Genomic DNA, 12,639 nt, shown 5'->3' on the forward strand with positions numbered 1-12,639 from the left:
TCAATACGCCTTGCTGCCCAGCAGGTGACCATCCACCGGGGAAGGCAAGCCGTACTGGGAGTAGGTGCCATGGAACGCCTTGGTGGTCTGGCCGAGATCCCCCTTGAACCTGGGATCCTGAGGGCGCTCGTGGCTGTTGATGTAAATGGAGACATCCCAGGCCTGCTGATCGCTCAGACTCCCCCCCTGGGAGAGCGGCATGTTGCTCTTGATGAAGGCGGCCGCCTTGTCGATGCCGTGCATGCCCGCGCCCCAGTTGTAGCTCTCCTTGCCCCACAGAGGTGGGAAGACATAGCGATCCGCCACCTTCTTGCCCTCCCCCTCACCGCCGTGGCAATCGGCACAGCGCTCGGCATAGACGCTCTGGCCCCGCTTGAAATCGGGGGCCTGGGGAGGGGTGGCGATGGTGAAGAAGTTGCGCCCGGGCAGCTTGTCGCTGATGGGGGCACCGCTCGCCAGCCAGTAGGAGTAGGCCACCAGGTCCCGGATCGCCTGGCTGTCATAGGCGGGGGGCTGGCCCTCTCTGGCATTCATCGAATAGAGGAAGCAGCCTTGCAGCCGATCCTCATAGGTGTTCACCTTGTTGTTCTTCTTGCGATAGGCGGGGTAGGCCGGATAGGCCCCCCACATCGGACTGGCACCGGCAATGATGCCGGCCCCCAGGTGGCAGTTGCTGCACTGCAAGCCGTTCCCCGGCTGGCCCTGCCCCTTGAGCTGCTGGGTGTTGACGAACAGGCTGTAGCCACGCTTGATGGCCGCGCCCATCTCCCCCTCCGGCACGGCAGACCAGTCGGGCACCTTGTGGTAGTTGCCATCGGGTGCCTTCTCCCCGAGCGGGACGCTGAACTGATCCTCGAACGCTGCGCCATGAGCCAAACCGGCCAGCAGGCAGGCCATCAGATATGCATGCTTCATTTCGCCACCCCCTGCGCCGCGAAGTAGTTGGCCACTGCGTCCATTTCCGCCTCGCTGAGCGACTTGGCGATGGCAGGCATGGAGCCCATGGCGCCGAGCGGGCGCTTGTCGGCCTTCCAGTAGATCAACTGCCGCTTGAGGTAGGCGGGATCCTGACCGGCGAGACGGGGAAACAGGGGCATGACGCCGACGCCACTCGGGCCATGGCAAGCCACGCAGGCCGGCAGATTGCGCTCAGGTTTGCCGGCCAGGGCCAGCCGCTCCCCCGTCTCCATGTCCCCGGGCCACTTGTCGCCGCTCCAGTGCAGGCTCACCTCCCTGGCGGCAGCCTGGCCGGCAAAATGGCTGGCCGCCCGGGCTATCTGCTCGTCGCTCAACTGGTAGATGATGGGATTCATGAAATCGCTGACCCGTTTGCCGCTGCGAAAGGCACGCAGTTGCTCGGTCAGGTAGGCCTCCGACTGTCCCCAGAGATTGGGGATGTTCGACTCCTTGGGTACGCCGTTCATCCCGTGGCAGGTGGCGCAGATCTGGGGCACATCCTGGGTTGCTTGCTCCCCCTGCACCGCCAGGGGCACCAGGCTGCTGCACAGCAACATGAGCGAAAATCGTGTCCTCATCGGCAAAGGCTCCCTCTCCTGACAATGACAATGGCGTCATTAATGGTATGAAGCCTATCACTACAATTCGATGACCAATAGTTATCGCCATGTTAACGCCAACACGCTGCGACAATAAAAACGCCAGCCCGAGGGCTGGCGTGGTTCTGGTCGATGGCCTCATCGTCACCGCCGCAGTGCTGGTTGGGCTAGCTTCCCACCTCGCTCAGGCTCACGGGAACACATGTTCAAAGCCCGCCCCTATCTGGGTTTGCCTTGGCAGCCCCACCTTCCGCTTGCCGGTACAGTGACAGGCAAAAAGGCTGCCGACCCCTTCCCGTTGCAAATATGACCCCAGCGCAACTGCCCGTTGCGGGCCGGAAAACTTCAGGTGCAAGCCACCTATGACGGCATGCACCCGCTCGTCGCCACACACCTCCTTGGCCCACTGGACGATGTTTTCGACCCCGGAGTGGCCGCAGCCGATGAAGACAATCAGACCCTGCTCGCTCTTGTAGGCCAGCGCCGAGTCGTCGCTGATAAGATCCTTCTCCACTCGACCACCTCGCAATATGTAGCCAAGCAGGGAAGGCGCCGCCTTGTCGCGCCGCGCGATGCTCCCGAGAAACACCAGTCGCTCGGACAGCCAGACCGGCTCGGCCGAACAGTGAGGCAGCAGCCCTCTCGTCGCCAGTTGTAGCGGATCCAGGTCGCCCGAGAGGCGGTAGAGGTTGTAGCGTCGGGGCAGCAACGGCAGGAAGTAGCCCCGCTCATTGAACACATCCGGACAGGCGATCAACGGGATAGGATCGGAATATACGGGCAGGGAGCCGATGCCGCCCACATGGTCGTAATGACCGTGGGACAGCACCACATGGGTGAGAGAGCCGAGATCGACCCCCATCACCTCGGCATTGTGGCGCAGCACCCGGCCCCGACCGCTGTCGAACAGCACCCTGAGGCCATCGCACTCCAACAGCAACGACAGTCCCTTTTCAGGCAGGCAGCCGGGTAGATGAACATCATCATCCACCAAGACGGAAAACGTCAGCATCTCAATCACCCTGAAAACAAAACGCAGGCACAAGGCCTGCGTTTTTCATCGATGACACCATCATGGCTGGCTCATGGTGAGCCCGTTGCTGTCGGCACCCAGCAGCAACTTCTTGCCGGGGATGACCCGGCCGCTGAGCAGCGCCTGGGCCAGCGGGTTCTCCACCTTCTGCTGGATCGCCCGCTTGAGGGGACGCGCCCCGTAGACGGGATCGAAACCGGCGTGGACCAGCTTGGTCAGCAGCTCCTCGCTCACCTCCACCTCGAAGCCCTGGGACTCCAGACGGCCCATCAGGCTCTTGAGCTGGATGCGGGCGATGGACTTGATGTGATCCTCGCCGAGGGGGTGGAACACCACAGTCTCGTCGATCCGGTTGATGAACTCCGGGCGGAAGCTGCGGGTCAGCAGCTCCATCAGCAGGGCCTTCATCTCCTCATAGTCCTTCTCGGCGTAGTGCTCCTGGATCAGATCCGAGCCGAGGTTGGAGGTCATGATCACCACGGTATTGCGGAAATCGACGGTGCGGCCCTGACCATCGGTCAGACGACCGTCGTCCAGCACCTGCAACAATATGTTGAACACATCCGGGTGCGCCTTCTCCACCTCGTCCAGCAGGATCACCGAGTAGGGGCGACGGCGTACCGCCTCGGTGAGATAACCCCCCTCCTCGTAGCCCACGTAGCCGGGAGGTGCCCCCACCAGCCGCGCCACGCTGTGCTTCTCCATGAACTCGGACATGTCGATGCGCACCATGGCATCCTGGGTATCGAACAGGAACTCCGCCAGCGCCTTGCACAGCTCTGTCTTGCCCACCCCGGTAGGCCCGAGGAACAGGAAGGAGCCGATGGGGCGATTCGGATCGGACAGCCCGGCGCGGGAGCGACGGATGGCGTTGGAGACGGCGTCCACCGCCTCTTCCTGGCCGATCACCCGGCTGTGCAGTTGCTCTTCCATCCGCAGCAGCTTGTCCCGCTCCCCTTCCAGCATCCGCGCCACCGGAATGCCGGTCCAGCGCGCTAGGACGTCTGCGATCTCCACGTCGGTGACTCTGTTGCGCAGCAGGCTGGTCTCCTGCATCTCCGCCTGGGTGGCGAGATCCAGCTGTTTCTCCAGCTCGGGGATGCGGCCATATTGCAGCTCGGACATGCGGCCGAGATCCCCGGCCCGGCGGGCCACCTCGAGATCCTGACGGGCCTGCTCCAGCGCGGCCTTGATGTGCTGGGTACCGGCAAGGGCGGCCTTCTCGGCCTTCCACACCTCTTCCAGCTCGTTGTATTCCCGCTCCTTCTCGGTCAGCTCCTGGTTGAGCAGATCGAGCCGCTTGCGGCTGGCGTCGTCGTCCTCCTTCATCAGCGCCTGCTGCTCCAGCTTGAGCTGTATGATGCGCCGCTCCAGCCGGTCCAGGGACTCAGGCTTGGAGTCGATCTGCAGCCGGATGCTGGCCGCCGCCTCGTCGATGAGATCTATCGCCTTGTCAGGCAGCTGGCGATCCGCGATGTAGCGGTGGGACAGCTGGGCCGCCGCAACTATGGCGGGGTCTGTGATCTGCACATGGTGGTGCAGCTCGTAGCGTTCTTTAAGGCCGCGCAGTATGGCGATGGTGTCCTCCACCGAGGGCTCCTCCACCAGCACCTTCTGGAAGCGGCGCTCAAGGGCGGCGTCTTTCTCCACGTACTGGCGATATTCGTCGAGGGTGGTGGCACCGACGCAGTGCAGCTCACCGCGCGCCAGGGCCGGTTTGAGCATGTTGCCCGCGTCCATGGCCCCCTCGCCCTTGCCGGCGCCGACCATGGTGTGCAGCTCGTCCACGAAGAGGATGACATTGCCCTCCTCCTTGGCGAGATCGCTCAGCACCGCCTTGAGCCGCTCCTCGAACTCGCCGCGATACTTGGCACCGGCCACCAGGGCCCCCATGTCCAGCGACAACACCCGCTTGTTCTTGAGCCCCTCCGGCACCTCGCCGTTGATGATGCGCTGGGCCAGCCCCTCGACGATGGCGGTCTTGCCGACGCCGGGGGCACCGATCAGCACGGGGTTGTTCTTGGTGCGGCGTTGCAGCACCTGTATGGTGCGGCGGATCTCTTCATCCCGGCCGATCACAGGGTCAAGTTTGCCGAGTTCGGCCCGCTCGGTGAGGTCTATGGTGTACTTCTCCAGCGCCTGGCGGTTCTCCTCGGCGTTGGCATCATCGATCTTCTTGCCGCCACGCACCTTGTCGATGGCGGCTTCGAGTTTTTCCTTGGTCAGGCCCTGGGCGCGCAGCAGCTCCCCCAGGTTGCCCTTCTCGTCGAGGGCGGCCAGCACGAACAGCTCGGACGAGATGAACTGATCCTTGCGCTGCTGGGCCAGCTTGTCGCAGACGTTGAGCAGACGACCGAGGCCGTTGGAAAGTTGCACATCCCCTTCGACGCCGCTCACCTTGGGCAGGCGGTCGAGCTCCTCGCCGAGACGGGAGCGCAAGGCATTGATGTCCATCCCGGTCAGGGTCAGCAGCGGGCGTATGGAGCCGCCATCCTGATTGAGCAGGGCTGTCATCAGGTGGACGGGTTCGATGAATTGGTGGTCACGACCCAGTGCGAGAGACTGGGCATCGGAAATAGCGACTTGGAATTTGCTGGTCAGGCGATCGAGGCGCATTGCACTCCCCCTTTGAAACAGACACGCCGCTTGCGCGGCAAACAACATGATCTTCTGACAAGGTAAATGAGGCCCGTACGGGTTATTTCAAGGGGCGAGGTTGGTTATTTTTTCTTCAATATGGGATGCGGGGGCATTCCCGCCCTTGTTCCACTGACAGGGTCGGGACTCTTTACCAGGGGTCGACCAGATGAAGGGAGACAATCACCTCGCGCATAGGGCGTCGCACCGATTACGCTGATGCCCCCTTCTCAACTTCTATTTATCCAACCAGACAAGGGAGGCCATGCGGCCGGTCTGGCCGTCGCGGCGATAAGAGTAGAACTGATCGCCGTCGCCGAAGGTGCAGAATTCGCCGCCATAGACAGCGTTCACACCGGCGCGAGCCAGTCGCAGGCGGGCCAGCCGGTAGATATCCGCCAGCCATTTCCCGTCGTTGGCTGAAGGCTCGAAGGCGGCGACCGCCTCGGCCTGCTCCGCCATAAAGGCCTCGCGCACCTCACCACCCACTTCGAACGCCGTGGGGCCGATTGCCGGGCCGAGCCAGGCCAGGATCTCCCCCGGCTCGCAGCCCATGGCGGCGATACTGGCTTCCAGTACTCCCTCCTTCAGCCCACGCCAACCGGCGTGAGCGGCAGCCACCACTGTGCCGGCCCGGTCGCAAAACAGCACCGGCAGGCAGTCGGCTGTCATCACTATGCAGGCCTGCCCGGCTTGCTGGGTGCAGGCCGCATCGGCGTCCGGCGCCCCGTCGTATTCGTTGCTGACGGGGTGGACTGCGATGCCGTGCACCTGGTTGAGCCAGTTGAGGGGCCCGGGGATCTGCGCCGCCTGTTGCAGGCGGGCACGGTTGGCCTCGACCCGTGCCGGCTCGTCCCCCACGTGGGCCCCCAGGTTGAGACCGGCGAAGACCCCTTCGCTCAGGCCACCATCCCGGGTGGTCGACAGGGCCCTGACATTGCCAGGAGCGGGCCAGTCGGGTTCAATCCAGTTCATCTGTGACTCCTTCCATTCACGGATATAAAAACGGGGCTCCTGAAAGGGAACCCCGTTTGGCATCTCTTAGGGCCGGACGGCGGCAGAAACCGACGCAGGCCCTATTGCATCAGCTCCAGACCAAATCGTCCGGGTTGGCGAGCGTATCAGCCCGCAGCACTTCCATCAGATCCAGCATGTCTTGCGGCGTGGCAGAGTGCCACTCCATGACTTCGCCGGTGATGGGGTGAGCCAGCTTCAGCATGGTGGCATGCAGCGCCTGGCGGTTGAAGTTGCGCAGGGCCAGAGTCAGCTCCGGAGTCGCATTGCGCAGCAGGCGCAGACGGCCACCGTAAGCGGGATCACCCACCAGCGGATGCTTGATGTGAGCCATGTGGACACGGATCTGGTGGGTACGACCGGTTTCCAGACGCAGACGCAGACGGGTGTGGCCACGGAACTTCTCGTGCACCCGGTAATGGGTCACGGAAGGACGGCCATTGGGCACCACAGCCATGTGGGTACGCTGGGTCGGGTGGCGACCTATGGGGGCATCCACGGTACCGCCTGCGGTCATGTGACCTATGGCGACGGCTTCGTACTCACGGGTGATCTGACGCGCCTGCAGCGCCTCCACCAGATGGGTCTGGGCCGGGATCGTCTTGGCAACCACCATCAGGCCAGTGGTGTCTTTATCCAGACGGTGCACTATGCCGGCACGGGGTACCTCGGCGATGCCGGGGTAACGGTGCAGCAGGGCGTTGAGTATGGTGCCATCCGGCGTGCCGGCGCCCGGGTGAACCACCAGGCCGGCCGGCTTGTCGATCACCAGAATGTGTTCATCTTCATAGACGATGTTGAGGTCGATGTTCTGGGCATCCCAGCGGGTGTCATCTTCCAACTCGACATCTACATGTACCTGCTGCCCGGCCACCACTTTCTCGCGCGGGGTATTGGCAACCTGACCGTCCAGGGTCACTCTGTCCTGTAAAATCCACTCCTTGATGCGGGTGCGGGAGTAGTCTGGAAACAATTCGGCCAGGGCCTGGTCGAGTCGCTGCCCGAATTGGTGATCCTGGAATTCGCCTGTCAGTTCAATATGCTGGCTCATGTATGGTCTCTTGAGCGGGGGTATCAATTCGAAATAATCCGGGTATTCTAGCTTTTCTTTTAGCCAAGCATAACGGATACTTTGCCAATTTCGTGGAAATGGACCGGATGTTGTTGATGGGAAAGAAGTCTCGCCTGCTGATGTCGCTCGCCTTGGTCGCTACGCTGATCACTGGCTGTTCCAGCACCAAACCCAAGGTTCCCGACGAACCGCCGGAAGTTCTGTACCAGAAAGCCCGTCTCAAACTGGACACAGGCAACTACCTGAATGCCATCGAGTTGCTGGAAGCGCTGGACTCTCGTTACCCGTTCGGCGCCTACTCCAACCAGGTGCAGCTCGATCTCATCTACGCCTACTACAAGCAGGATGATACCGCCCAGGCGATCGCCAATATCGACCGCTTCATCCGCCTCAACCCGGCGCACAAGAACATCGATTACGTGTTCTACATGCGCGGTCTGACCAACATGGCGGCGGATTACAACTTCTTCCAGGACTTCCTGGGCATAGATCGGGACGACAAGGACCCCTCCTACGCCCGTCAGGCCTTCCAGGACTTCAAGACCCTGCTGCAGAGCTACCCCAACAGCAGCTACGCGGCCGATGCCCGTGCCCGCATGGTCGGTCTGAAGACCCGCCTCGCCCGCTACGATCTGGGGGTGGCCGAGTATTACGTGAAGCGTGATGCCCTGATCGCCGCCGCCAACCGCGCCAAGCTGGTGGTCGAAACCTATCCCGACACTGTCGAGACAGAGAAGGCACTGGAGATCATGGTCAACGCCTACGATACCCTGAAGATGCCGACCCTGGCCCGCCACGCCCGCGAAGTGCTGGCCAAGAACTACCCGGACAATCGCCTTGGCCGCGGCTGAGCATGACGGGAACAAAAAAACCGATGCCAAGGCATCGGTTTTTTTATGGCTGCAATCTCCGCGCAGAGTGCGCCTCCCATGACGGCGCCCTGCATGCGCCGTCATCTTCATTCAGCTACTTGGCTACGTTGCCCGCCACGTTGAGCACGTCCCAGGTGCGGGAGAAGGGCGGCGCATAGGCGAAGTCCAGCATGCCGAGCTGATCCGTGGTCACCCCCATGGTGATGGCCACTGCCAGGGCATCGATGCGGTGTACCGCCCCCTTGCGACCCAGGATCTGCCCCCCCAGCAGCCGCTTGCTGCCCGCCTCATAGACCAGCTTGACGTGGATGTCTGACTGACCCGGGCAGTAGTTGGTGTGGCACTTGTCCTTGATCACCACGGTGCGGTAGTCGATGCCCAATTGTTGGGCCTCTTTCTCAGAAAGTCCGGTACGACCCGCCTCCAGCCCCAGCACCTTGAGCGCCGCGGAGCCCAGCGTGCCCGGAAACTCCTGGCCGGCGCCGGCCAGGTTCTCCCCCACCATGCGCCCCAGCTTGTTGGCTATGGTGGCGAGCGGCACATAGACCTGCTGCTGCTTGACGCTGTGCCAGACGCTGGCGCAATCCCCCGCCGACCAGACATTGGTCAGCGAGCTGCGGCCCTGACGGTCGACCTTGATGGCGCCATTGCCGAGCCGCTCTATGCCGGTGTCGGCCAGGAACTCGGTGTTGGGCCTGACCCCGGTGCAGACCACCACTATATCGGCCTGGTACTCACCCTGGTCGGTGCGCACGCCGGTCACCCGGCCCTCCCCCAGCAAGGCTTGGACGCGCTCACCCAGATGCAGAGAGACGCCCTGCTCGCGCAGCTCGGTCTCGATGTGCTGGGTTATCTCCGAGTCGAAGGCATCGGGGATGACCCTGTCCGCCAGCTCGATGAGGCGCACCTCCTTGCCCTGATGGACCAGGGCCTCGACCACCTCCAGCCCGATAAAGCCGGAGCCGATCACCACCGCCTTCTTGTTGCGCGGATCCTGCACCGCTGCCTTCAGTGCCAGCCCATCGCTCATGCGGCGCAGGCCGAACACCCCTTGCTGCTGCAAGCCGGGGATCGGCGGCATCTGTTCGCGGGCACCTGTGGCTATCATCAGCCGATCGTAGCTATCGGTGAAGCTGTCCCCCTTGTGCTCCACCCGCAGGGTCTGGGCTCCGGCATCCAGGCTCAGTACCCTGTGGCCAATCTTCACCTCTATCCCCTTGGCGGCGAACTGCTCCGGGGTGAACTCGGCCATGTAGCCCGGCTCCTGGAAGTCGTCCCCCACGAAGTAGGGCAGACCGCAGGCCCCGAAGGAGATCACCTCTGAGGCCTCATAGACCACAATCTCGGCATCCTTGGCCAGACGGCGCGCCTTGGCCGCCGCACTCATGCCGGCGGCTTCGCCACCGATGATCACAATACGCATAGCTTGACTCCAGTCACGACAGGGGAGGCCTCGCCTCCCCTTTTCATAAACAAATCAGAAGATAAGATCCGGTCAGACCGCGGACTCTTCCCCGTCCAGGCTTACCTCGGCATCGCCGTTGAAGACCGCCATGTCGGTCTGTCCCATCAACCGGCTGGTGAGGGTGCCGGCCGTGATGGAGCCGGAGACGTTGAGGGCGGTGCGGCCCATGTCGATGAGGGGCTCGATGGAGATGAGCAGGCCCGCCAGGGCCACCGGGAAGTCCAGGGCGGAGAGCACGATCAGCGCCGCGAAGGTGGCGCCGCCACCGACCCCGGCCACCCCGAAGGAGCTGACTGTGATGATGGCGATGAGCGTCATGATGAAGCCGGGATCCAGGGGATTGACCCCCACGGTCGGCGCTATCATCACCGCCAGCATGGCCGGGTAGATGCCGGCGCAGCCGTTCTGGCCTATGGTGGCGCCGAAGGAGGCGGCGAAGTTGGCGATGCCCGCCGGAATGCCGAGGGCCCGGGTCTGGGTCTGCACGTTCATGGGGATGGAGCCCGCACTGGTGCGCGAGGTGAAGGCGAAGGCCAGCACCGGCATGATCTTCTTCAGGAAGCGCAGCGGGTTGATGCCCACCAGGCTCACCAGCAGCAGGTGCACCAGGAACATGATGGCGATGGCACCGTAAGAGGCCAGCACGAAGTTCAGCAGGTTGATGATGTCCGCGTAGTTGGAGCCGGACACCACCTTGGCCATCAGCGCCAGCACGCCATAGGGGGTGAGACGCAGCACCAGGGTCACCATCCGCATGACGATGGCGTGGGCGACCTGCATGAAGCGCTCGAAGCTGGCGAAGATCTCGGGCTGCTTGCGGGCGATGCCGGTGGCGGACAGGCCGATGAAGATGGAGAAGATCACCACGGCTATGGTGGAGGTCTTGCGTGCCCCCGTCATGTCGAGGAAGGGGTTGGCCGGGATGAACTCCAGCACCATCTTGGGGAGGGACATGCTCTCGACGCTGCCGAGGCTGGTCTGCAGGGCCGCGCCACGGGCCGTCTCGGCCGCGCCGGCAACCAGCCCCTCGGCACTCAGGCCGAACAGGTTGGACATCAGTATGCCCGCCCCGGCGGCGATCATGGTGGTGAAGATCAGCACCCCTATGGTCAGGGCGCTGATCTTGCCTAGCGCCGTGCCGCCGCTCAGCTTGAGGATGGCGCCTATGATGGAGACCATGATGAGCGGGATGATGATCATCTGCAGCAGCTTCACGTAGCCGCTGCCGACCAGATCCAGGTAGTCGCCGGTCTGGACCAGCACCTCGGAGCCGACGCCGTACAGCAGTTGCAAGGCCCAGCCGAACAGGACCCCGAGCCCCAGCCCCGAGAAGACCCGGCGGGTGAAGCTGACGTGGGTCTGCTGCAAGCGGTAGAGAAACAGCAGCAACATGACCAGGATGGCCAGATTACCGATAACGCTAAGAGTCATGATATTCCCCAAAAATAAACGGGCGAGGCCCGAGATGGATGGACGGGCGCACCCTGCGCCTCGCCCCGAAACTGGCCGCATCGTGGCGGCACGCCCCCCGTTCGGGGTGACGTCAATCTCTGCAAAAACCGGGGGCGGCCAGTGCCGCCCCCCTCATCAGCCAGCCTTGCCTTGTTGCTTGGCCCGCATGATGTTGATGATCTCTATGTCGGTGTCCAGCATCCCCTGTTTCGAGAGGCGACCCAGGTTCGCTATGGTCTGGTCCACATCGTCGGAGACTATGCCCTCGCTCTGGGGCACGTGCAGGTTGTTGATGGCCATCAGCGACGACTTGACCGCCGCCGAGGTGGAGGTGGACACCTTCATGGAGCAGGCGCTGCCGGCGCCGTCGCAGATGATGCCGGAGACGTCGCCAATCATGTTGTTGATGCAGTGGCTGATCTGCTCGAACTGGCCACCCAGCAGCCAGGTGATGGCGGCGCCCGAGCCCATGGCGGCGGTACTGGCGGCGCACAGGGCCGACAGCTTGTTCTGGTAGGCCTTGATGTAGATGGCCACCAGGTGGCTCATCACCAGTGCCCGGGTCAGCTGCTCGTCATCGGCCTTGAGGAAACGGGCGGCGGCGACCACCGGCATGGTGGCGGCTATGCCCTGGTTGCCCGAGCCCGAGTTGGACATGGCGGGCAGCATGGCGCCGTCCATCCGCGCGTCCGACGCGGCAGAAGAGAGGCGCATGGCCAAGGTCATCAGATCGTCCGAGAGCAGCTTGCGCTCCACCTGCTCGGTGAGGATCTTGCCGATGCGCAGGCCATAGCCCTGCAGCCCCTCATCCGCTAGCGCCTGGTTCATGGTGGCGGCCTCGCGGATGAAGTCGATCTCGGTCAGTGGCGCCTCCAGGGCGAACGCCACTATCTCCCGCAGCGTCATGGCGGGCTTGTCGGATTTCGCGGGCTGGATCTGCACCCCGGGGGCACTGTCCTGCTCCATCAGCACCTCGCCATCCTTCTCCAGCAGCACTATACGGGTGTGATCCGTGCAGATCACCACACGGGCGCTGTGACCGTCGGCCTCGGCCAGCACCTCGGCGTAGAGCACATCAGGCACATCCTTCACGTCCACCTTGATGATGGGCAGCAGCGCCTTGGCGGCGTCCACCTGCTCCGGGGTCAGAGTCTTGAGCACCTCCAGCCCCGCATCCGGGTTGCCCCCCGTGATGCCGACGGCGGCGGCGACCGGCAGACCTATCATGCCGGTGCCGGGCACGCCGACCCCCATGCCATTCTTGAACAGATTGCCGCTGACCCAGACGCTGATGTTGGTCGGATCCTGCCCCAGCAGCTTGCGGCAGTTGGCGGCGGCCAGCGCCACCGACATGGGCTCGGTGCAGCCCAGGGCCGGCACCACTTCACGCTTGAGCAGAGTAATAAAGTCGGTCCATTGTGCTTTCATCTGTGGTTTCTCTGGTTCACTGTGCCGCAGGCATCGTATGGGGGTATGGGTTCAATCTGGAGGGCCGCCCGCCGGGCCACCCCGTCCATGTCACTTTATTTGATTCTAGT

General features: G+C 63.3%; 10 protein-coding genes. 1 reads left to right on the forward strand and 9 read right to left on the reverse strand.

The annotated features are described in order from the left end of the window. From Aeroheme_RS19410 to rluD, 6 genes are all read right to left on the reverse strand, one after another. Positions 1-915: a c-type cytochrome gene (locus Aeroheme_RS19410; RefSeq protein WP_411166400.1), complete on the reverse strand. Its 915-nt coding sequence runs from the start codon at positions 913-915 to the stop codon at positions 1-3. Then, a complete protein-coding gene (locus Aeroheme_RS19415; RefSeq protein WP_163137528.1) occupies positions 912-1,535 on the reverse strand; it encodes a c-type cytochrome in 624 nt (207 codons plus the stop codon). The genes Aeroheme_RS19410 and Aeroheme_RS19415 overlap by 4 nt, the downstream gene beginning before the upstream one ends. A gap of 211 nt (positions 1,536-1,746) precedes the next feature. Continuing rightward, positions 1,747-2,568 (reverse strand): MBL fold metallo-hydrolase, encoded by an 822-nt coding sequence (locus Aeroheme_RS19420; RefSeq protein WP_411166401.1) that lies wholly within the window; start codon positions 2,566-2,568, stop codon positions 1,747-1,749. Between the two features lie 60 nt (positions 2,569-2,628). Next, positions 2,629-5,205: an ATP-dependent chaperone ClpB gene (clpB, locus tag Aeroheme_RS19425; protein ID WP_411166402.1), complete on the reverse strand. Its 2,577-nt coding sequence runs from the start codon at positions 5,203-5,205 to the stop codon at positions 2,629-2,631. A 258-nt stretch (positions 5,206-5,463) separates the two neighbouring features. Next, positions 5,464-6,201 (reverse strand): peptidoglycan editing factor PgeF, encoded by a 738-nt coding sequence (gene pgeF, locus Aeroheme_RS19430; RefSeq protein WP_411166403.1) that lies wholly within the window; start codon positions 6,199-6,201, stop codon positions 5,464-5,466. 109 nt (positions 6,202-6,310) lie between these two features. Then, a complete protein-coding gene (rluD, locus tag Aeroheme_RS19435; protein WP_005324417.1) occupies positions 6,311-7,291 on the reverse strand; it encodes a 23S rRNA pseudouridine(1911/1915/1917) synthase RluD in 981 nt (326 codons plus the stop codon). Between the two features lie 116 nt (positions 7,292-7,407). On the opposite strand from rluD, the gene Aeroheme_RS19440 reads away from it, so the two are divergent. Then, entirely contained in the window at positions 7,408-8,163 is a 756-nt protein-coding gene (locus tag Aeroheme_RS19440; RefSeq protein ID WP_163137524.1) for an outer membrane protein assembly factor BamD, read from the forward strand. A gap of 115 nt (positions 8,164-8,278) precedes the next feature. Here the strand turns inward: Aeroheme_RS19440 and Aeroheme_RS19445 are convergent, their stop codons facing one another. The 3 genes from Aeroheme_RS19445 to Aeroheme_RS19455 form a co-directional block, all read right to left on the reverse strand. Beyond that, positions 8,279-9,607, reverse strand: coding sequence for a CoA-disulfide reductase (locus Aeroheme_RS19445; RefSeq protein WP_411166404.1), 1,329 nt, complete (start codon positions 9,605-9,607; stop codon positions 8,279-8,281). 72 nt (positions 9,608-9,679) lie between these two features. Then, the gene (locus tag Aeroheme_RS19450; RefSeq protein ID WP_168236004.1) at positions 9,680-11,080 is read right to left on the reverse strand and encodes an L-cystine transporter; all 1,401 of its coding nucleotides are present in this window, start codon (positions 11,078-11,080) and stop codon (positions 9,680-9,682) included. 156 nt (positions 11,081-11,236) lie between these two features. Beyond that, a complete protein-coding gene (locus Aeroheme_RS19455; protein WP_411166405.1) occupies positions 11,237-12,529 on the reverse strand; it encodes a serine dehydratase subunit alpha family protein in 1,293 nt (430 codons plus the stop codon). Positions 12,530-12,639: the final 110 nt, after the last annotated feature.

Origin of the sequence: Aeromonas sp. DSM 116730 (genome assembly GCF_046581335.1) — a bacterium.
Lineage (GTDB): Bacteria > Pseudomonadota > Gammaproteobacteria > Enterobacterales > Aeromonadaceae > Aeromonas > Aeromonas rivipollensis.

Coding starts and splice junctions, on each gene's coding strand:
- Aeroheme_RS19410 (WP_411166400.1), bottom strand. CDS start 915: ATGAAGCATGCATATCTGATGGCCTGCCTGCTGGCCGGTTTGGCTCAT.
- Aeroheme_RS19415 (WP_163137528.1), bottom strand. CDS start 1,535: ATGAGGACACGATTTTCGCTCATGTTGCTGTGCAGCAGCCTGGTGCCC.
- Aeroheme_RS19420 (WP_411166401.1), bottom strand. CDS start 2,568: ATGCTGACGTTTTCCGTCTTGGTGGATGATGATGTTCATCTACCCGGC.
- clpB (WP_411166402.1), bottom strand. CDS start 5,205: ATGCGCCTCGATCGCCTGACCAGCAAATTCCAAGTCGCTATTTCCGAT.
- pgeF (WP_411166403.1), bottom strand. CDS start 6,201: ATGAACTGGATTGAACCCGACTGGCCCGCTCCTGGCAATGTCAGGGCC.
- rluD (WP_005324417.1), bottom strand. CDS start 7,291: ATGAGCCAGCATATTGAACTGACAGGCGAATTCCAGGATCACCAATTC.
- Aeroheme_RS19440 (WP_163137524.1), top strand. CDS start 7,408: ATGGGAAAGAAGTCTCGCCTGCTGATGTCGCTCGCCTTGGTCGCTACG.
- Aeroheme_RS19445 (WP_411166404.1), bottom strand. CDS start 9,607: ATGCGTATTGTGATCATCGGTGGCGAAGCCGCCGGCATGAGTGCGGCG.
- Aeroheme_RS19450 (WP_168236004.1), bottom strand. CDS start 11,080: ATGACTCTTAGCGTTATCGGTAATCTGGCCATCCTGGTCATGTTGCTG.
- Aeroheme_RS19455 (WP_411166405.1), bottom strand. CDS start 12,529: ATGAAAGCACAATGGACCGACTTTATTACTCTGCTCAAGCGTGAAGTG.